At 61.1% G+C, this 19,231-nt stretch carries 26 protein-coding genes; 7 read left to right on the top strand and 19 right to left on the bottom strand.

Going from position 1 to position 19,231, the window contains the following annotated elements:
* Positions 1-186: 186 nt before the first annotated feature.
* A complete protein-coding gene (locus LJF34_RS02830; RefSeq protein ID WP_231183114.1) occupies positions 187-537 on the bottom strand; it encodes a hypothetical protein in 351 nt (116 codons plus the stop codon).
* Positions 538-769: 232 nt separating this feature from the next.
* Between LJF34_RS02830 and LJF34_RS02825 the strand changes: the two genes are divergently transcribed.
* A complete protein-coding gene (locus LJF34_RS02825; RefSeq protein ID WP_231183113.1) occupies positions 770-1,558 on the top strand; it encodes an HTH domain-containing protein in 789 nt (262 codons plus the stop codon).
* On the opposite strand, the gene LJF34_RS02820 is transcribed toward LJF34_RS02825, so the two are convergent.
* From LJF34_RS02820 to LJF34_RS02805, 4 genes are all read right to left on the bottom strand, one after another.
* A complete protein-coding gene (locus LJF34_RS02820; RefSeq protein WP_231183112.1) occupies positions 1,555-2,379 on the bottom strand; it encodes an enoyl-CoA hydratase-related protein in 825 nt (274 codons plus the stop codon). The genes LJF34_RS02825 and LJF34_RS02820 overlap by 4 nt on opposite strands.
* A complete protein-coding gene (locus tag LJF34_RS02815) occupies positions 2,376-3,311 on the bottom strand; it encodes a 3-hydroxyacyl-CoA dehydrogenase family protein (protein WP_231183111.1) in 936 nt (311 codons plus the stop codon). Before LJF34_RS02815 ends, LJF34_RS02820 begins: the two co-directional genes overlap by 4 nt.
* Positions 3,312-3,823: 512 nt before the next feature.
* Positions 3,824-5,284, bottom strand: a complete 1,461-nt coding sequence (locus LJF34_RS02810; protein WP_231183110.1) for a zinc ribbon domain-containing protein — start codon at positions 5,282-5,284, stop codon at positions 3,824-3,826.
* Entirely contained in the window at positions 5,281-6,459 is a 1,179-nt protein-coding gene (locus tag LJF34_RS02805) for a thiolase domain-containing protein (protein WP_231183109.1), read from the bottom strand. The genes LJF34_RS02810 and LJF34_RS02805 overlap by 4 nt, the downstream gene beginning before the upstream one ends.
* Before the next feature lie 54 nt (positions 6,460-6,513).
* Between LJF34_RS02805 and LJF34_RS28825 the strand changes: the two genes are divergently transcribed.
* The 3 genes from LJF34_RS28825 to hflX are packed head-to-tail and all read left to right on the top strand — an operon-like array spanning position 6,514 to position 8,295.
* The gene (locus LJF34_RS28825) at positions 6,514-6,636 is read left to right on the top strand and encodes a hypothetical protein (protein ID WP_255665584.1); all 123 of its coding nucleotides are present in this window, start codon (positions 6,514-6,516) and stop codon (positions 6,634-6,636) included.
* Position 6,637: 1 nt separating this feature from the next.
* A complete protein-coding gene (locus LJF34_RS02800) occupies positions 6,638-7,003 on the top strand; it encodes a DUF2209 family protein (protein ID WP_231183108.1) in 366 nt (121 codons plus the stop codon).
* The gene (gene hflX, locus LJF34_RS02795) at positions 7,000-8,295 is read left to right on the top strand and encodes a GTPase HflX (RefSeq protein ID WP_231183107.1); all 1,296 of its coding nucleotides are present in this window, start codon (positions 7,000-7,002) and stop codon (positions 8,293-8,295) included. Before LJF34_RS02800 ends, hflX begins: the two co-directional genes overlap by 4 nt.
* On the opposite strand, the gene LJF34_RS02790 is transcribed toward hflX, so the two are convergent.
* Positions 8,292-8,456 carry a hypothetical protein gene (locus LJF34_RS02790; RefSeq protein WP_231183106.1) on the bottom strand — a complete coding sequence of 55 codons (165 nt, stop codon included), beginning with the start codon at positions 8,454-8,456 and terminating at the stop codon, positions 8,292-8,294. The two genes, hflX and LJF34_RS02790, sit on opposite strands and share 4 nt — an antisense overlap.
* 281 nt (positions 8,457-8,737) lie before the next feature.
* Between LJF34_RS02790 and LJF34_RS02785 the strand changes: the two genes are divergently transcribed.
* Complete coding sequence (locus LJF34_RS02785) at positions 8,738-9,112, top strand: helix-turn-helix domain-containing protein (protein WP_231183105.1); 375 nt, start codon at positions 8,738-8,740, stop codon at positions 9,110-9,112.
* Here the strand turns inward: LJF34_RS02785 and moaC are convergent.
* From moaC to LJF34_RS02765, 4 genes are all read right to left on the bottom strand, one after another.
* A complete protein-coding gene (moaC, locus tag LJF34_RS02780) occupies positions 9,102-9,587 on the bottom strand; it encodes a cyclic pyranopterin monophosphate synthase MoaC (RefSeq protein WP_231185033.1) in 486 nt (161 codons plus the stop codon). The genes LJF34_RS02785 and moaC overlap by 11 nt on opposite strands.
* A gap of 58 nt (positions 9,588-9,645) precedes the next feature.
* Entirely contained in the window at positions 9,646-11,085 is a 1,440-nt protein-coding gene (locus LJF34_RS02775) for an NAD(P)H-hydrate epimerase (protein ID WP_231183104.1), read from the bottom strand.
* Positions 11,086-11,186: 101 nt separating this feature from the next.
* Positions 11,187-11,414, bottom strand: coding sequence for a hypothetical protein (locus LJF34_RS02770; RefSeq protein ID WP_231183103.1), 228 nt, complete (start codon positions 11,412-11,414; stop codon positions 11,187-11,189).
* A 3-nt stretch (positions 11,415-11,417) separates the two neighbouring features.
* Positions 11,418-12,176 (bottom strand): class I SAM-dependent methyltransferase, encoded by a 759-nt coding sequence (locus tag LJF34_RS02765; protein ID WP_231183102.1) that lies wholly within the window; start codon positions 12,174-12,176, stop codon positions 11,418-11,420.
* A 198-nt stretch (positions 12,177-12,374) separates the two neighbouring features.
* Between LJF34_RS02765 and LJF34_RS02760 the strand changes: the two genes are divergently transcribed.
* Both LJF34_RS02760 and LJF34_RS02755 read left to right on the top strand, forming a co-directional pair.
* On the top strand, positions 12,375-13,016 hold the full coding sequence (locus tag LJF34_RS02760; protein ID WP_231183101.1) for a helix-turn-helix domain-containing protein: 642 nt from the start codon (positions 12,375-12,377) through the stop codon (positions 13,014-13,016).
* 561 nt (positions 13,017-13,577) lie between these two features.
* The gene (locus LJF34_RS02755) at positions 13,578-14,381 is read left to right on the top strand and encodes an alpha/beta hydrolase (protein WP_255665583.1); all 804 of its coding nucleotides are present in this window, start codon (positions 13,578-13,580) and stop codon (positions 14,379-14,381) included.
* A gap of 615 nt (positions 14,382-14,996) precedes the next feature.
* Here LJF34_RS02755 and LJF34_RS02750 read toward each other — a convergent pair.
* The 9 genes from LJF34_RS02750 to LJF34_RS29220 all read right to left on the bottom strand — a co-directional run bounded on the left by LJF34_RS02750 (position 14,997) and on the right by LJF34_RS29220 (position 19,160).
* Entirely contained in the window at positions 14,997-15,146 is a 150-nt protein-coding gene (locus tag LJF34_RS02750) for a hypothetical protein (RefSeq protein ID WP_231183099.1), read from the bottom strand.
* A 457-nt stretch (positions 15,147-15,603) separates the two neighbouring features.
* The gene (locus LJF34_RS02745; RefSeq protein ID WP_231183098.1) at positions 15,604-16,005 is read right to left on the bottom strand and encodes a PIN domain-containing protein; all 402 of its coding nucleotides are present in this window, start codon (positions 16,003-16,005) and stop codon (positions 15,604-15,606) included.
* 3 nt (positions 16,006-16,008) lie between these two features.
* Positions 16,009-16,275, bottom strand: a complete 267-nt coding sequence (locus LJF34_RS02740; protein ID WP_231183097.1) for an AbrB/MazE/SpoVT family DNA-binding domain-containing protein — start codon at positions 16,273-16,275, stop codon at positions 16,009-16,011.
* A gap of 46 nt (positions 16,276-16,321) precedes the next feature.
* Positions 16,322-16,606, bottom strand: a complete 285-nt coding sequence (locus LJF34_RS02735) for a hypothetical protein (protein ID WP_231183096.1) — start codon at positions 16,604-16,606, stop codon at positions 16,322-16,324.
* Entirely contained in the window at positions 16,603-17,640 is a 1,038-nt protein-coding gene (locus LJF34_RS02730) for a tyrosine-type recombinase/integrase (protein WP_231183095.1), read from the bottom strand. Before LJF34_RS02730 ends, LJF34_RS02735 begins: the two co-directional genes overlap by 4 nt.
* Complete coding sequence (locus tag LJF34_RS02725; protein WP_231183094.1) at positions 17,637-18,239, bottom strand: J domain-containing protein; 603 nt, start codon at positions 18,237-18,239, stop codon at positions 17,637-17,639. The genes LJF34_RS02730 and LJF34_RS02725 overlap by 4 nt, the downstream gene beginning before the upstream one ends.
* On the bottom strand, positions 18,236-18,700 hold the full coding sequence (locus LJF34_RS02720) for a hypothetical protein (protein WP_231183093.1): 465 nt from the start codon (positions 18,698-18,700) through the stop codon (positions 18,236-18,238). The genes LJF34_RS02725 and LJF34_RS02720 overlap by 4 nt, the downstream gene beginning before the upstream one ends.
* Complete coding sequence (locus tag LJF34_RS02715; RefSeq protein WP_231183092.1) at positions 18,697-18,867, bottom strand: hypothetical protein; 171 nt, start codon at positions 18,865-18,867, stop codon at positions 18,697-18,699. Before LJF34_RS02715 ends, LJF34_RS02720 begins: the two co-directional genes overlap by 4 nt.
* A complete protein-coding gene (locus LJF34_RS29220) occupies positions 18,867-19,160 on the bottom strand; it encodes a helix-turn-helix transcriptional regulator (RefSeq protein ID WP_342765868.1) in 294 nt (97 codons plus the stop codon). Before LJF34_RS29220 ends, LJF34_RS02715 begins: the two co-directional genes overlap by 1 nt.
* Positions 19,161-19,231: the final 71 nt, after the last annotated feature.

The raw sequence follows: 19,231 nt of genomic DNA, 5'->3' as shown, positions 1-19,231 counted from the left end.
CGTGAGAGCGATGATATGTTCAAATCGAAACAAGATTAATCGACGACACTGAATTATTAACCAAAGACATATGTCCAACCAGTCACATTCCGAGAACGCCTGCGGACGGTGTTTCACTGTCACAGCAGGCAGTCGGTACTGCAATGTGTCTCTGACGGGTGCGGCCTCTACCGCCGCACCTCACATTCACGCGTTCGAATCGGTGGCACGTTCGAAGAGGCTTCGTAACGTGCCGTCGTCGAACACCTGCTCTACGGTGTTCGTTTCGACGTCGTACCTGAGACACCCGTAGTCGGCGAGGCGCGGCAGGTGGTTGTGATGGAGTTCGACGGACAACCGACGTCGGTCGTTCGCCGAGACGGATTCGTGTTCGATGAGATACATGACGATCGCGTCCAACGAAACCGGACAGTTGTGGTCGAGGAGGTACTGGAGGGCGAGACGTCGATGCTGCTGTTCGAGGAGCGAAAACAGTTTGAAAGGCGACGGTACGCACGTATCGTCGGCGTCGTCGATAGGGGATGAATTGGAAACCATATTTCTCCTCTGACAGTTGGTCGGCGCAGGGCGGAAAGTGTCGGGCCTCTGCGTAGCGGGACGTTCGAACGAAGTCCGAACACGAGTACCGTCGAACCACGGCATTATTACTTTAGTTAACCGAACGCCGTTCGAAACGGGAACGCCGTCTCGAAGACGAAACAACATACATAACTGTTGCTGTTTTTTAAAACACCTTTATAAGGAGCGAGGAGAGATTGACAGCTAGCGTATGACTGACGCCGGAGACCATCCGGACGCCCTGATTTCCACGGTCGTCAAGCGTTCCGGATTACTGGCCGCCCTCTCGTCGGGGCCGATACCCAAACGTCGTCTCGGCGACGAGCTCGGCGTGTCCCGTTCGACGGTTTATAAGGCGGTTCGGGAACTCCAGGAGTACGAGCTCGTCGAACGGACCGAGGACGGTCTCGCACTCACCCTCGCCGGTCGGATACTCGAATCCGAGTACCGCTCGTTCCGAACCGTCGCCGAGGACGTTCGTCAGACCAGTACCCTCCTCTCGATTCTCCCCGCCGAGTCCGAGCTATCCACCGCGCTCATCGAGGACGCCACAGTCGTCTTCGCCGAACGACACGCGCCGAACCACCCCCTCCAGTATTTCGAGGAGTTGGTCGAAAACGCGGACCGGGTTCACGGCATATCACCCGTCGCACTCCCACAATACGTCGAACTGTTTCACGACCGCGCGACCGTCGACGGGATGACGGCGGAACTGGTGCTCGAACGACCCGTCGTCGAATATCTCGTCACCGACTACGGCCAGCAGTTGGACGAGGCGTTGGCATCGGACCGCGTTTCGATCCGGGAATCCGACGACACGCTGCCGTTCGGACTCATCGTCGCCGAAGGCGGCGGCGATAGCGTCGTCGTCGTCGTCTACGACGACCGCGGCGAACTCCGCGGTCTCATCACGAACGATACCCCCGCCGCGGTGGCGTGGGGGAAAGACGTGTTCGACGCGTACCACGAGCGCTCAACCCTCGTCGGCAAGCGTCCTTAGCGATCCTGCCATTCGGGGTCGCGGTCTTCGAGGAACGCATCGATTCCCTCGTTTTTGTCCGCCGAGGCGAACAGCAGGGCGAACAGTTCGGCTTCGTACTCGATTCCGGATTCGAGGTCCGTCCGACTGCTCGCTTTGACGGCCTTCTTCGCCAGTTCGAGAGCCGTCGGGCTTTTGTCCGCCATGCGCCCCGCGAGTTCGTACACGCGGTCCTCGAACTCGTCGTCCGAACACACTTGGTCCACGAGGCCGATGTCGCGAGCCTCCTCGGCGTCGATGATTTCACCCGAGAGAATCAACCGCATGGCCTGTCCTTCGCCGACCAATCGGGTCAGGCGTTGCGTGCCGCCGCCGCCGGGCATGATACCGAGGTTGATTTCGGGTTGCCCGAGTTTCGCGCGTTCGTGTGCGATGCGCACGTCACAACCCTGTGCGAGTTCGCATCCCCCGCCGAGCGCGTGGCCGTTGATGGCCGCGATGACGGGTTTTTCGAGGTCGTCCACGTACTCGTACACGCGCGGTCGCTTGCTCGCTTCGCGCTGTTCGAGCGCGTCGCGTTCCCGGAGTTCCTTCACATCGGCCCCGGCGACGAACGCCTTCGCCTCCGGCGCGCCCGTGAGGACGACGACGCGCACGTCCGAGGACGCCTCGACGGCGTCGAGAACGTCCTTCAGTTCGGCGCGCAGTTGCGCGTTCAGCGCGTTGCGGGCGTCGGGGCGGTTCAGCGTAATCGTTCCAACGTACTTCTCGACATCGAAATCGACCGTCTCGCACCCACAGGCAACCTGTTCGGGGCTGCCGGGCGTCTCGTCGTCGCTCATCGAGGGACCTCGCTGTTCTCGTTCGAAACGTCGTCGCTGGAGGACCCACGGGCCGTTCGGTCTTCACCCGAAACCCCCACAATTTCGCCGTCCTCCCACACGTAGAACCCTTCGCCGGTCTTCTTGCCCAGTTTTCCGGCGCGTACCTTCTGGCGGAGAATCTGCGGCGGGCGGAACCGCTCCCCGAGTTCCTCGCGGAGGTGTTCGAGGATGCCGAGACGGACGTCCAGTCCGACCACGTCGCCGAGTTCGATGGGACCCATCGGGTGGTTGTAGCCGAGTTCCATCGCCGTATCGATGTCCCTCGGACTCGCCACGCCCTCCTGTAGCATGCGAATCGCTTCGACGCCGAGCGCGACGCCCAGGCGCGAGGAGGCGAAGCCGGGCGAGTCGTCGACCTCGACACCCACTTTGTCGATTCCCTCCACGAACTCCGCCGCGAAATCGACCGTCTCGCGGCTGGCTTGCTCGGGAATCACGATTTCGACCAGCTTCATGATGTGAACCGGGTTGAAAAAGTGCAGTCCGATCGCCCGCGTGGGGTCCTCCAGCGCGCTGGCGATTTCGGTGAGTGAGAGCGAGGAAGTGTTGGACGCGATGATGGCGTCGTCCGAAACGAACTTCTCCACGTCCTCGAACGTGCTGCGCTTGATCTCCATCTTCTCGGGAACCGCCTCGACCACCACGTCGGCGTCGCCGACGGCGGTTTCGAGGTCGGTCGTGCCGGAAATCCGGTCGAGCGTCTCCGTCTTTTCGGCCTCCGAAACCTTGTCGCGCTCGACGCCGCCTTGGAGGTTTGCCTCGATGCTCTCGATACCGTTCTCCACGAACTCCCGTTCGATGTCGCGCAGGGTCACGTCGTGGCCGGCCATCGCCGTCACCTGTGCGATTCCGTGCCCCATCGTCCCTGCTCCGAGTACGCCTACCTTCATCTCGTGAGAAACCGCGTGCGGACGCACGAAAAGCGTTTTTCTCCGTCCTCGAATCGGAACGTCGCAGCGGTGGGCCGATTTGGTTCGACGCCGGACAGATCCGAAAACATATCCTCGTTCCGACCGTTTACAGAAAGCTTTTATCGTGCCCGCGAAATCGGTTAATTGTCTCGGGTAGGGGTACACGAGACAGCATTTCTTTCGAAGCAACGGACGAGTAGAACGAGCGCTTGGAATGCAGAAACGGGATTCCGAAGTCAGTAGTGTGACAAACGTAGCGCTAGCCACACATCAGTGCGGATCACACTAAAGCGGGTGGAGACGTGTTTCCCCGTTTGAATTTCATTCTATCGGCCGAGTCCGACTCTCCGTAGATAGTGGAGCGTTTCACACCGTCACAATCCCGGAATCGGCGGAGTTCGAACTACCGTCGGAACGTAGTTCCGACTTTCTTCAAAATTCAGCCGACGGCTGAATTTTGAACCACTTCCAGATCGTTGCGCTGGCATGATTTAAAGTTCGTTCGACGAACGAACTTTAAATCCATACCTCGTCACGCCCTCCTGCGTGTAGATTCGGCGCATCGTCGTCGCTACCGCGTCGCCGATTTCGAGGGCTCCGGGTTCGGTACCCGCCACCTGTGCGGGAACGCTCGCCTCGCCGCCGTCTGGCCCGGAAAGGGAGACGACTGCCACGTCGAAGTCGCCCGACTTGGCCTGTTGTTCCGCGAACTCCGGCGGTGCTCCGCCCTGCGAGATGGTCGTCACGGATTCGACGGTTCCCTCGCCGGTGAGTTTCACCGTCTCGTACTCGACCAAGGAGTTACAGCCGTTACACGCGCCCTCCGGGGGGAAGTTCAGCGCGCCGCAGTCCGGACACCTCCCGGCGAGGAGTCGGTGGCGCTGATCGAGTGTGCGCCGCCACGACGGCACGCTGACGTAGGCTCCGCCGCCGCTCGGCGGCCCGGACGTGAGGTCGCCGCGCAGTCGGAGATACTCGGCGTAGGAAACCGGTTCGTCGCCGTCGAGTTCCAGCGAGACGGGAACGTCGTCGTTTCGGGAGACAAGAAGGGCGTCCGCGCCCGCCCCGCTTCCGAACGAGGCGGCGAGGATTCGCTCGTGGCCGTCCGCGAGGGCTTTCGCGAGGCTCAACGGGACGCTCGCCGCGCCCGTATCGCCGAGTTTGTGGACGAGCGCACCCGCACGAATCTCGTCGATACCGACGCCGAGCGCGCCCGCGGCCCGGTAAGGCAGTTTTCCGTTGGGTGCTTGTACCGCCGCGGCGTCCACCGCCTCGACGTCCGCTTCGAGTCCCCCGACCGCTCCGGCGAGCGTCTCGGAGAACGCTTCCCTATCGTAGCTCGTGACGCCCAATCCCTCGACGTTCGCATCGCCCGTTTCTCGGAATCGCGTGCCCGGGAGTTCGGTCGCGTACTCGGCCTGTCCGTCGATGCTCGCTGGACCGTCGTCGGCGAGGACGAACGCCGCCGCGCCAGCACCCGCCGCGTGATCCTCGGCGGAGTCGGGTTCACCGCGCGGGCAGTCGGCGGCGACGACTACTCCGACGCCGTCGTCCCACGGCCCCGCCGCGAGTCCGGCGACGAGCGCCCGCGTTCCGGCGCGGGTGCTTCCGGTGAAGACGTGTCGCGTCGCGTCGTCCGGGACGTCGAACATCCCGCCGAGTCGGGCGGTCACGTCCTCTTCCGCCATCGGCGGGGTGGTCGAAGCGAACGCGAGGAAGGAAACGTCGGGAGTTCCGGCGGCGTCGAGCGCCCGCGTTGCGGCCTCGTAGGCCATCGTCAGTGTGTCCTCGTCGGCGTCGGGAACCGCCTTTTCGTTCACTCCGGCGGCGTGGAACTGCCCCCACGCCTCGGTGAACTCCTCGGCCGAAATTCGGAATCGCGGGGCGTAGGCACCGACGGCGGCAATGTTCGGCGTGCGTTCGTCCCTCGTCGTCCGTCCGTCTCCCGTCATGTCTCCACCTCCGATTCCCGCTCCAGCACGTGGACGACCGCGGCACCGCCGCTTCCGCCGACGTTGTGGGTCAGGCCGCGCGTCGCGCCTTCGACCTGTCGCTCGCCCGCGGCTCCGGAGAGTTGTTTGTACGCTTCGACCATCTGTCCGGCCCCGGTCGCGCCGATGGGGTGGCCCTTCGACTTGAGGCCGCCGGATGTGTTGACTGGGTGCTCGCCGCCGAGTTCCGTCGCGCCGGACGCGATGAATTCGCCCGCTTCACCGGGTTCACAGAAGCCGAGGTCCTCGTAGGCCAGCAGTTCCGCGATGGCGAAACAGTCGTGCACCTCGGCGAAGTCGATATCCTCGGCCGTCACACCGGCCATCTCGTAGGCGGACTGGGCGGCCTCGCGCGACGCCGGAACGGAGGTGTAGGTGTCGCGCTGGAAGAGTCCGACCCGATCGCTCGCCGCGCCGACGCCCGCGATACGGATGGGGTCGTCGGTGTACTCGTCCACCACGTCCTCGCTCACGACGACGGCGCACGCCGCGCCGTCGGTCGTCGGACAGCAGTGATAGAGCGTGAGGGGGTCCGCGACGACTTGGGCGTTGGTCGCGTCCTCCAAGGTGCATTCGAACCCGAGGTGTGCGTGCGGGTTTTTCGCGCCGTTGGCGTGGTTTTTCACGGCCACGCGGGAGAGGTCCTCGACCGTCGTCCCGTACCGCTCCATGTGCGCGTCGGCCATCTGGGCGTAGACGCCCGCGAAGGTGGTTCCCGACAGTCGCTCCCACTCGGTTTCCCCGGAGACGCCGAGCCAGTACTTCGTCGCGTCGCTCGACGTGTCGGTCATGACTTCGACGCCGCCCGCGAGCACGACGTCCGCCATGCCGCTTTTCACGGCTTGCACGGCCTGCCGCACAGCGTAGCCGCTCGCTGCGCAGGCGTTCTCGACGCGGGTACACGGGATTCCGTCGAGTCCGACGTGTTCCGTCACCGCCGGACCGGACAGACCGAGTTGACGACCGCCGACGCCGAGCGTGCCGACGACTGCCTCGTCCACGTCGCCCGGATCGATGCCCGCCGGAACGCTGTCGCAGGCCGCCTCGAAGGCGGTGCGGAACAGCGATCGATAGCTTTCGTCGGGGAACGACCCGAAATTCGTCTGGGCCGCGCCGACCAGATACGCATCTCGCATGTCTCGAACTGGCGTTCGCGGGGAGAAATAACTGCCGTCGCTCCCACGCGATGGATGGGAATTTTCGCCGCCGAATCGACGGTGAATCTCGGCGGGAGATTCAAGAACCTCGGCGGCTTACGGGCGGACGTGCACGGAAACGCGGCACGAATCAAGGTGAAGGGCCGGCGCGGCTGACGTGGTGGGTATCGACATCAGCGGTCGCCACGAGGAGGAGGGCGAATACCTGATGGTCGCCGCCGCCATCCACGCGATGGTCGGGACGACACGACTTCACAGCGTCGAGGGGATGGGGTTCGCGATCAGTCACGACGAACCGACGCTTTCGGCGACGACGGAGATTGTCGCCGACGCGGTCTGTGACCTCCCGGATCCGTCCGCGAAACCGATAGTCGCCGAGCGGGGAGAATTCTACGAGGAACCGGTGTGGATGGTAGAACAGTATCTCGAACCTGATTTTAAGTACGTCGAGAGCATAGCCGAACGTGAAACCGTGCAGGCCGCACACCACGCCGCGTACGCCGCCCGAAAACTACTCCTATGAAAGCGATACTTGCAAAACGGGTAGACGACGGAACAGCCTCGATGGACGAACTGACCGAGTTGGCTCGCGCCGCGGGCTACGACGTCGCCGCGACGGTCACACAATCCAGAGAGGAAGACGCCGCGTTCCAGTTCGGCGAGGGGAAAGTCACCGAGTTGACGGCCGCCGTCACGGAACGGGACGCCGGGGTGGTCGTCTTCGACAACCAACTCGGGCCGTATCAGACGTACAACCTGGGCCAGCGACTGCCCGACGGGACGAAGGTCATCGACCGATTCAGGCTGATTCTCGAAATCTTCGGCCAGCGCGCTCAAACGCGGAAGGCACAGTTGCAGGTCGAACTGGCGGAACTGCGCTACGAACTGCCGCGCGTCGAGGCGAAGACGAGTCTCGCGAAGCGCGACGAGCGGCCGGGGTTCATGGGTCTGGGTGAGTACGACGAGAGCCACGAACAGGACATCAAAGACCAGATAAGCCGCATCAAGGACGAACTCGACGCCATCGCCGACAAGGAGGCGGACCGGCGACAGAAGCGGCGCGAGTCGGGGTTCGACCTCGTGGCGCTCGCGGGGTACACGAACGCGGGGAAGTCGACGCTCCTCCAGCGCCTCGCGGAGGAGTTGGAAATCGGCGCGAACGACGAGTTGCACCCCGATTTGGACCCGACGGCGGAGGCCGAAGACCGTCTGTTCACGACGCTCGGGACCACGACGCGGAAGGCCGACATCGAGCGGCGGGACGTGCTGTTGACGGATACCGTCGGGTTCATCAGCGACCTGCCGCACTGGCTCGTGGAATCGTTCAAATCGACGCTGGACGCTGTGTACTACGCCGACCTCGTCCTGTTGGTCGTGGACGTGAGCGAACCGATAGACGACATCCGAGAGAAACTCGTCACGTGCCACGACACGCTGTACGAACGCAATCAAGCGCCCATCGTCACGGTGTTGAACAAAATCGACGCCGTGAGCGACGAGGAACTCGAGGAAAAGCGAACGGCACTATCGGCGCTCGCGCCGAACCCGGTCGCTATCAGCGGCGAGGAGGATCTGAACGTCGAGGAACTGAAACGGCGTATCGATATCGAACTGCCGGAGTGGGAGTTCGAACGGTTGGTGATGCCGATGACGGACGAAACGATGAGCGTGGTTTCGTGGGTACACGACCACGCCCGCGTGGAGGACGTGACATACATCGACGACGAGGTGGTCGTCGAGTTCGAAGCACGCCCAGCCATCATCCAGCAGTCGCGGTCGAAAGCGAGCGACTTGACTGCCGCACCGTCGGCTTAAAGCATCGAATATAACGATACCGCCCCGTTCGAACGTATCCACGCGGTGTGGTTCTTCAGGTCGTAAATGAGGACTGCGTCGTCCTGCACTTCGAGTTCGGCGTATCGGTCGTCGTCCCGGTTTCGTCGGGAGTCGTCTGCTTCGTGCGTGCTCGTAGTCATGCGATTCGGTTGGTTGTCGGCTTTCTCTCCACTATCGGGTAGCAACCCCTAATTGATAAGTGTTACCCAATACCATGATTCCTCACCGTTCGATAGGCGACGGGCGAACGAGAACCTTTCGATTATTCGTACATTCTATCTGTGAAACCGTTGTGTGAGAGGAATCTATATCCGACGCTCACACAAGCGCTTTTTCCCTGCGAAAAAGCCGTCAAACGGTTACTATCGGTAAGTTGATTTCGTGACGTAACTTTTTACCGCCGGAAACCCTACTCCGTTCCATGACGGAGAAACCGGAACGGCTGACCATGTGGTGTTCGGGCGAGGAGTGGTGTCCCATCACCGCCACGGCGACGCTCGTCGGGAAGAAGTGGCATCCCGTCATCGTACACCGACTGCTCGTGAGCGGTCCGCTCGGCTTCAACGCGCTCAAGGAGGAAGTGGACGGCATTTCGAGCAAGGTTCTGTCGGACAGTTTGGACGACTTGGGCGAAAAGCAACTGGTGAACCGCGAAATCGTGAGCGACAAACCGGTTCGAGTGGAGTATTCGCTGACATCGACCGGCGAGTCGCTCGAACCCGTCATCCTCTCGATGCGCGATTGGGGCATCGAGTACATCTCCCCCGCCGAGGACCCGGACTCGGCTACCGTGTAAGCTCTCGCTTTTCCTTTTCGACCACTCGAACGTTTCGAATCGCGGTGTCGGGATACCCGCCGTCATCGTCCTTTTCGACCGCTTTCACCATGTCCCAAACGACGTTCAAGCCCGTCGTGACGCCCTCCAAGGCCTCCATCTCGCACCCGGTCTTGCCCGTCGTCTCGACGGCGACGGACAGGAGTACCCGGTCGTCACGAACGTCGAAGTCGGTATCGACGTTCGTGATGGGTATCTGGTGGCACATCGGAATCGTCTCCCACGTGTGTTTCACTGCCTGAACCGCCCCGATTCGAGCGGTTGCCAGCACGTCGCCCTTCTTCAGGTCGTTCGCCCGAATCGCCTCGATGGTAGAGGGTTGCAGCCGAATTTCACCGCCGGCAACCGCACGGCGGGCCGTGTCCGGCTTTTCGCCGATGTTCACCATCTGTACCTCGCCGGACTCGTCCGTGTGGGTCAACCCCTCGTCGTCCATCGTGTCGCCCGATTTTTCGTCGTCTGCCGCCCCTGTTCCGTCGTCGTTCGCGCCCCTCTCAGGCATCGTCGTCACCCCATATCGCGGCCGGAATCGTTTCGAGCATGTCGGATGCGAGGAGGCCCTCGTATCGCTCGTCGTACACCAAGTCGCCCGCGCGTCCGTTGACGAACGACCCGACGCAGGCGGCGTCGAAGGCGTCCGTCGTGCCGAACAGCCCCGCCACGATTCCGGCCAGCAGGTCCCCCGTGCCGCCCACTTTCATTCCCGTGTTGCCCGTCCGAACGACGCGCGTCCGTTCGCCGTCCGAAATCACGTCGGTCGCCCCCTTCGCCAACACGACGTGGCCGATGTCGCTCGCCAGGGCTTCGATTTCGTCCGTCACCCCGCGGAGGTCGTCCACGTCCGGGCCGCCCATCTCGGCCAACTCCTTGCGGTTCGGCGTACAGACCAGCGTCGCGTCCGTGTCGAGGTCGGGAATCGCCGGGAGCGCGTCGGCGTCGACGACCGCCCGCCCGTCGAACGATTCGAGGAAGTCCGTCGTCGCGTCGATGGTCTCGTCGGCGTTGCCGAGCCCCGGACCGATGACGACCGTGTCGTCGTACGACTCGGCCGTCTCGACCAATCCGTCCACCTGTTCGGGCGTCAACCGGTCGCCGTCGTAGGGTTGGACGATGAGATCCTCCGCGTAGCCCTGAATCTCCCCCGAGACGGCCTTCGGCGCGGAGACGAAGGAGAGTTCGGCACCCGCTCGCAGTGCCGACTGCGCGGCAAGCGCGGGCGCGCCGGTGAACGGACCCCCGCCGATGACGAACACTCGTCCCCCGACGCTCCCGCGAACGCTGCGAAGGTCGCCCGGCCCAACGAATCGCTCCGCGGCGGCGGGGATGCCGATGTCGGCGACGGTCACGTCCCCGTCGTAGTCGGCGAGACCGGGTTTCATGTCGTGAAACGTGACGACCGAATCGGCTTCGACGGCCACGCCGTCGCCCTCATCGCCTCCGACTTCTCCCGTGTCGGCGTTCACACCCGAGGGAACATCCACGGCGAGGACGGCGGCGTCGGCGTCGTTTATCGCCCGCGCCGCCGTCGCGGCGGGTTCCCGAAGCGCCCCCGTCACGCCGGTTCCGAGCATGGCGTCGATCACGAGGTCACAGTCCGGCAGTTCGAACGCGCGCGAGTCCTTCACCTCCGCCGTGTCGTACTCGGCGCATCGAAGCGCGTCCCAGTTCTCCCGCGCGATGTCGGTGCCGATGGTTTCGGCCCGCCCGAGCAGGCGAACCGAGACGTCGTACCCGTCCAGAAACCGCGCGGCGACGAAGGCGTCGCCGCCGTTGTTCCCCCGTCCGGCGACGATGCAGATTCGCGCGCCCGGCGGGACCATTTCACGGACCTGTCTGGCGATGGCGTTCCCGCTCGATTCCATCAACTGCTTGCGTGGAACGCCGAGATACTCCGCGTTCTCGTCCACGGCGGCCATCCGCTCTGCGGTTATCATACACGGGCGTTCGGTCGGATTCCGGGTTAACGTTGTGGGCTAGGGCGCGGAGGAAGTTCGGCGGACGTGTTGGGGATCGTTCGAGTGGTGGGCGATAGGAATCATCGGTTTCCGCGTCTCAGTCCCGCCCAGACGATGACGAGTCCCACGAACAGGGAAATAATGCCAGTAACCGTCCATTGTGTTGATTTCCCGGTGATCGGTTCGCAGTTTGCGACGCACAAAACGGGACCGATATGAACGAGTCCGAGACCTTGGACGAGCCATAACGTCCCGAGAAGCGCGACGACGACACCGAAGATCGTCGATGCGGTCGCTTTCGCGTTCACGATTCACCCCGACTCCTGCAACCTGTCATCGCTTGCGGATTTCGGTGTGGTCGAAGCGCCGGACTCACACCTACCGCCTCGGCCGTCGGTCTCCGTTCGGCCGTTCGGCGTGGCAGTTCCGCGCACGAAGGGTCTGGACGGGCTAACGCCGAGACGTAGCGTTTCGATATCGTCGATAGCGAACGGACCGGCCGCGATCCACTCGTCCGTTCGACGGTCGAGATGACAACCGTCGTCGATCCGTTTCCAGAGTGGTGTCACGGCGTCTTGGACGTAGCCACGGGGACCGTCGGACCGGACGTGTTCGAGAAAGCGGAACTCGCCATCCGGCTTCAGAACGCGGTGGACCTCCCCGAGGGCTAAAAAGGGGTCCTGTACCGTACAGAACACCGCGGAGGCGATGACCACGTCGAACGAGTCGTCCGCGTAGGGCAGGGATTCGGCCCGTCCCGACCGTACGTTGATATCCAGATCGTGTGCGCTGGCCGTACGCTTTGCTTGCCTCCGCCTGTCGGGATTCGGTTCGATCGCATGCAGGTCGAGAGACGGCTCACGCCGGACTGCCGTTTGTAGGTACGGAACCATCGCACCGCTCCCCGCGCCGAGATCGAGTACTGTTCCTTCGAGATTCCGTGCGAGATACCGCCGATGCTCGGCGAGGTCGAAGCGCTCGGAGAGTGCAGCGACGATCGATCGACCGGGAGTCGATAACTTCCGTTCCGTCCGGTTCGTGGTTCCCGTTTCAGTTTTTCTGGTCGGCATGCGTCGATGATATGGACGGCTCACCGATGCATGCGAATACCGCCGCACATCTGAGGTGGGTTTAAATGCATCTGCGGCATATCCTCCCTCTGACGCGTTACCGGCAGCGACGGAGACGGCCCGAGCAACTCGGTACTTCACGGACCGACCGAATTCAGTCGTTCTGAGCGCTCTGGACGCGAAGCGCTGGTCGATAGTATGAGATATATCACGTTCGTCATTCCGCAGGTCGACGATGAACGCTGTCCTAACGGCGAGTGCGACGGCGATTCGGCAGTGGAAGGTGAAGCGATTCACTACATCAATCTCCTGGACGACGGAACCGGCGTCGGGCTGTATCAACTCCGCGGTGACTTCGAACGGGCCACGGAAGTACTGGAGGCGAACCCCGACGTGTTGACGTGCGAACAGTCGGCAGCATCGGACGGACTCGTCTACCTCCATTTTCGAGCGAACTCCCTCATGACCGACCTCCTCGGTATCTTCAGGCGGTACGAAATCGTCGTGGACTGGCCGATGGAGTACACCGACCGGGGTGATCTTCGAGTGACCATGCTCGGAGAGGATGAAGGGATCAGAGAGGCGATCGGGGAACTCCCCGACGGAATTCGGATTACGCTCGAAGGCATGGGCGAGTATCGCCCGGATATGCGCCAACTCGCGTCGCTGTTGACCGACCGCCAGCGAGAACTGTTGGAACTGGCGATCGACGAGGGCTATTACGAGATACCGCGGCGTGCGACCCTCCGCGACCTCGCAGAGCGAGCGGAAATTTCCGCAGGAACGGTCAGTGAACACCTTCGGAAAATCGAGATCAAAGTCATCATGGAACTCGTTTGAATCTCGGTCGATGAAATAGTCGTTTCGCCGTGGGTGAATCGTGTATTTTTACGTTCACTAATAGCACAGGTTCGTCACAGTGGGGGGACAGTTAACGGTTGATTCGGTCCGTACAGTCGGGAATTTCAGAAAAAGAACGAAAATTCCGGAATATCTCCTCTTACGAAATTAGAACATGATATTTCCCTCGGAAAACTTCTTCCTACTTACTTAGCTACCACCCAAGATTCCCCCAGTGGTTTCGCGTAGCGAATCGAGCTTGCCCTGATATGAACACGAACTGGTCCCAACTCGTGTTCATATTCTGGCGCTCGTGTCTACGATCACTTCCTCGACCGCGCCGATTACACCGCTCGCCACACGTCTTTTCAAGCGATGTTTCAGTGACCAGAGAATACGAGGAAACTCGGGTCGTGTTCACGAGCATGGCTCATCAACGGAGCAAACTCGAAACTTGAGAAATTACCTTAATATGCGATTTGGGAAGAAATAAGGAAGCAATTGGTTTGAAACATTTCCAAATCGCATATATACACGTCGGTCGACCAACCATTGGTCAGTATGACTCGAATCGAAGTTGAGGAAGGGGTGGAATTGTTCGTTCAGGACTGGGGATCGGGTACTCCAATCGTGTTCGTTCACGGGTGGCCGCTGAGCCACCGGATGTTCGAATATCAGTACATTCGGCTCCCCAGGGAGGATATCCGATGTATCGGTATCGACCTCCGTGGCTACGGACAGTCGAGTAAACCGTGGAGCGAGTACGACTTTGATATGTTCGCTGACGATCTGAAGGCGGTTCTCGACGAACTCGACGTCGATGATGTGACACTCGCAGGGTTTTCGATGGGCGGTGGGGTCGTCACCCGGTATATGAGCCGCCATAACGAAGACCACGTGGCAAAATTGGCGCTGCTTGGTGCTGCGAGCCCTGTTCTAGCCAAAAAACCGGACTTTCCGGAAGGCGTCGATGGAGCAGCGTTTACGGGACTTGCTGCGGGATGCTATGAGGACCGAGCGAAGGTCAGTAGTGATTTCGCCGACTCGATGTTTCACTCCGCACCGAGTCCTGTGCTGAAAGATTGGCTCCAGAATATGAGCATGGAATCGTCGCCACAGGCCATGGCCGATTCGATCGAAGCGGTCGGCGAGATGGATCTTCGGTCCGATCTCGCGGACATCTCCGTTCCGACACTCATCTGTCACGGTGTGCACGACGAAGCCTGTCCGTTTGAACTGACGGCAGAGAAGCTCCAGGAAGGGATCGAAAACACAGAGCTCGTTCGCTTCGAGGAGAGTGGTCACGCGCTCTTCTACGAGGAAAAAGGAAAGCTCAACCGAGAATTGGCGGAATTCAGCAAATAGACAGGTGTTGTGTCGAAATCAGCCCTGTCGTATTCTATCACCGAGGCCGATATTTCTGCACACATCTCTTGGAAACCTACTCTCACCAGGTAACTGAAGCAGTGACCATATATAAATAACTCCGAAATCCGTTCAATCAGTCTCATCGAACCAGTGCCAAGTCACTCGTAACCGGCTCGATTTGCACACGACGGCCGCGATGGATGTGTGCAATCTCGCGGGGTCGTTTCTCGCGCTCTACAACCCCCAGATGAACCACGAAAACACTCTCGCACGGGTCAGTGTGGTGTACTACTCACGAGTCGCTAAGCGGTAGTCCTTCGGTACGGATTAGTTATCAAGAAACGACTGTGATCTATAAATTTCGGTCGTACACATTCCGCCGATGGCCGACCGCCAGCACATACAACACATAGTCGTCTTTGTTCCAGTCGATGATGGCCAGTAGTCTCCGGCACGAAGTTTATAGTACGATAATTTGTCAGTGGGTCAACGCAGTGTTCCGTCCATTCGGTCGCTTCTCGGAGTTTCTTCTTGATTCGGTCTTGGACATTCGTTTCGAGACTCGTCAGCTACTCTGGGGCGTGTCGACAGTTCGACGTCAGTCACCTGTGGTCACTCCAAGTCGCCCAATGAGACGGTTTCGCCTTCCTCGATTTGTCGTTCGCTAATTTCGATGTCTCGGAGCGTCTGTTCCGAGAGTTTGATGGGATGTTCGCGGAAGAGCGTCCGAATCGCATCACGAACCACTTCACTCTTATTCATGTATTGACCGGTTTCTTCGACGCATTTGTCGAGGTCATCGCCCATGCCGTCTGGGATTTTGATGTGGAATGTGGATATTGTACTACCTGTGCATTACTCTTGTGGCGCAGTGGTATTATAGATGGTGTAGAATAGCGGTCGTCTATTCAACAACCGTCCGATGAGGACATCTTCGAGCCTATCGGTACACCGTTGATCCCATCAATCACATCACTTACCGATGAAGTCATGATCACCAGTGGTTCGTCGAAGATCATGCACGCCCCGACAACGAACGGCCCACTTTGAAGACAGCGCGGTGAGTATCGAGTAGTCGAGCCCTCCGTCCTCGGCGGCCAGTATCGTCCCTGTGGCGACTGCTTCGAGAACCTCTCGGAATGAGCCGGTCGGGATCGCTCACGTTCGTAGCTAAAGATTCCGGCGATAAACACTGAGGAGTAGTAACGGTTCTATGTCGTCACTCGCCTTTGTGAGGTTCCAACGGCACTCGGTCGAGTCCGACCTTGTCGTAGTCCTGTTCGGTCGATAGCACCGTTTCTTCACCGGTTGCAATGACGCCCGCGTGGAGCGCGTCAAACGGAGTCATTTCGTATTCATCGAGAAACGTCGCTGCCGCAAGAACCGCGTCCTCGTGTGTTTCTGGGACGATTGGAACGAGCTCGAGGAGGTTTGCGATTGCTCGCGACGCGTCGATCTTGTACTCCGAGTCGTCTCGGTCATAGAATAGCACGAGCACTTCGGCGTACGCGAGAATCGACGTGTGGATGTCATCACGCTCCTCGAGTTCACGGAGTGCGGGTTCCTGCAACCAGTCGTCGTTCTTGACGAGCGCGATGAGAAAGTCGGTTTCGACGTACACGCGTTACTCCGCCCGCTCCTGTGACCGTTGTTCGGTTTCTTCACGAACTTCCTCGGCAATCGCCTCGCGTGCTTCCTCCTTGAGCTCGCTTTCGTCCACATCGTCAAAGGCGTCGCCGACGGCGTCGCGCAACCCCTTGAGCGGGTCATCATCGACCGGAAAGAGCGCAACGTGGCTCGGCAGTTCGACGATTCGGTACTGCTCGCCGAACCGTTCCCGGACGTCTTTCGGGAGGTAGATGCGGCCGCGTTCGTCTGTCGATTTCGACATCGTTACCGTACTATTGGGCGTGTAGAACGTAAATCCTTCCCGTGTTTTAGGAAATCTTCCCGTACTCGGTGAGCGGCGGAACCTCGTCGCTCGGTGGTTCTTCGTCGTTCAGGATGGCCTTCACGCCGTCAAAGAGGTCGGATTCATCGACGATGATGGTGTGGAGCAGTGTCGGGTCCGCACGGCGGAGTGCGGCGGTGCCGACTCCTCGCTCCGCTCGTCGTGTAGCGTCGTCAGAAATGGGTCGGGGCAGTGTGGAGCTAAAACTAACTAAATTTCTGCAGAAAATTACCATCGGGCGATACGATTCACTGCTGGCGGTTTTCGTCATAGGTCAACCCCCATTCGTTCGACGTACTGGCGGCGACGACGCTCCATGCGTTCCAGTGGCGATTCCTTGTCGTAGTGGCGCTCGATGACGTCGAGGCCAGCGTTGACCCGCTCCGAAACGACCTCGGGAGGGATGCCGATGTTCAGCTGCCACGTAATCGAGCCCGTACGAATCTGGTGGGGCGACCGACTCGACGGACACTTGCTCGAGTGTGCGAACTCCGTCATCTTGCACTCGTCCCGTTCCCGTCCGTGTGGACACGGACAGTAGTAACACGGCAGCGTCGCGAGGTACGACCACGTTCGGATGGTGTCGGTTCCGGGTCGGCCCCGCATGCTCGCGAGCAGCGGTTGGCGGTTGTGATCGTCGTAGACGTCGTGGCGATCACCGTGGATGTACTCCCGAAGGACGTCCGAAACCTCGCTTGGGATGGCAACGGGACGCTCGCCGCGTCGCTTGTTCTTCAGCGGCGTGTCCGTTCCGGGACGATGCTGGAATTCGAGGTAGTTCTCGTCGAGGTTCGCATCTCGAAGGTCCAGCGCACGAATGCCGCCCATTCGAGCGCCCGTGTGCCACGCGATTTCGAGAAACGCGTGCCTACGGGTGGCTCGAAGTCGGTCGTCGTTCCGATAGTGGTCGATCAGTTTGAGCGCCGGTGACTCCTCGAGGAGCGTCTCGTCGGAGCGGTCATCTTCGTCGACGTCGGGAATGCGAACGGCGTCGGTCAGGTTCTCGACCGCGCCGAGTTGTTCGAGGTACTCGACGAACTTCTTGAGCGTCCACATCTCCGCTTCGAGGGTCGATGGCCGGATTTTGCCGCTGCGGATGTCGTAGTACTCGTCGATGTCGAACGCTTGGAGCTCGCCGACGCGCTCGATGCCGATACCCTCGCACCACTCGACGAAGAGCTTGAGGCGGTACTCCCACGAATCGACGCTGGCGTCGGTCGCGTCCGCCCGCCTGCGTTTGAGGTACCGTTTGACGACTTCGCGGGGCGATAGATCCTCGGGGTTCGGTCGTCGCTTCCGGCTCATTGGTCCCCCTCGGAGAGCATGGCCTCTTTCGCATCCTGAACGCGCTTGAACATCTCCCGATCTCCGCCGCGGTCTGGGTGGTGCTCCTTCAGCTTCTGCCGGGCCGCCGCCTTCACGACGTTGGCCGGAGCGTCCGGCGCGACGTCCAAAAGAACGTGCGGTGGCTGGCGAGCGACTACCGCGCCCTGTGTGGCCCCTTCGTCGGCGGGCGGGAGGCGAGCGTTGGCGAACTCGCTCTCGCCGGTCTCTACGGGCCGCTGTTCCATTTTTCGCTTCTCGCGCAGGTAGAGGTACAGCGTGCGGACGTTATCCCGGAGACGCGAGTAGGCGTCGCAGGCGACGGCGTACTGGTCGCCCTCCATCGTCCACCGGACGACCGCGCCGGGATCCGTCGGCGAGGCGTTCGCGTAGGGATACCGCGGGTTCCGCTTCTGGTGTTGGGCCGCGGTCGAGAGCCGCCAGTCGTCCACGCCGACGCGTCCGAGTTCCGTTTCGAGGTCGTCGATGGAGTCCCGGAGCGATGCCGCGTAGCGGTTGTTTCGCGTTCGCTCCGCGGGGTCAGTTCGCTTGAGGGTCGCAGGCCAGTCGAGACCGGTCATTCTGCCGCCTCCCTCCGGGCCACTTCCAGATCGTCGATGATGTGACCCAACGCGTTGGCCTTCCCGGCGTCCGGTATCTCGTTCCAATCATCGACGACGTGGAGCAGCATGTCGCGTGCGGACTGCATCTCGTGCGGGAGCGACGAGCAGGGAGCATTGACGAGTTCGTCGAACCACGATTCTTCCACATCGATGAGCTCGCAGGTCATGTCGTCCTCGGCGTGAATCTCGCTTCTCGTTGCGAGGAGCGTCGTCGAACCGTTCTCGGTTCGCTTGGCGACGAGAATGTCCGTGATACCGCTGCTATGCAGATCGGGGAGAACGTGAATTTCCCGACCGTCCGGATACGTCCAGCGTTGAGGGCGCGCGAACAGTTCGCCGTCGTGGGTGACACGCCGGGTCAGTTCGGCTTTCGTTCTCGGTACGTCATTCGCGGAGACGTCTTCTTCGTGGTCGCTCACGCCTGCTCACCTCCCGCGCCGTATTGATGGTGGTAAATCGCGTCGACCCACGTCGAGTGGCCGTACTTCTGCTGATGCTGTGCGGCGATTCCCATGCCGTTCTTCGCGTCACCGCCGAAATCGCAGCCCGGTTCGTCACAGCCGTACTGGCAGGCGACGAGGTGCATCAGGCGTCACCTCCGGTGGCCGCGATTCCGAGTTGTTCGGCCCGTTGCCGCGTGCTGGCTTCGAGCATGCGACGCGTAGCGTTGGTCGTTTCGTACTCGTTTGTCCGACCGTTCTTCCGGCCCTGTTCGAGCAGGCCGGAGGTGACGAGCTGGCTGAGATTCTGGTAGAGCCGCGAGTGGTGAACTGTCTCGTAGTCGCGTTCGAGCACGCGCTTGATGGCGAGGCCCTTCGGGGGTTCGTCCTGTTCGAGGTCACGAACTGCGTAGAGGATGTCGCGCTTGAACGCGTGCAGGTCGCTGAAGGCGTAACCGCCGTCGGTGGCGAGTCGGTCGTCGGCCTCGACGTCCTCGAACGCGTCGGCAT

This window comes from Haladaptatus sp. DYF46, from assembly GCF_021083305.1.
Lineage (GTDB): Archaea > Halobacteriota > Halobacteria > Halobacteriales > Haladaptataceae > Haladaptatus.
Note: the sequence above shows the minus strand (reverse complement) of the source record. Positions and strands in the feature narration are given on the sequence as shown.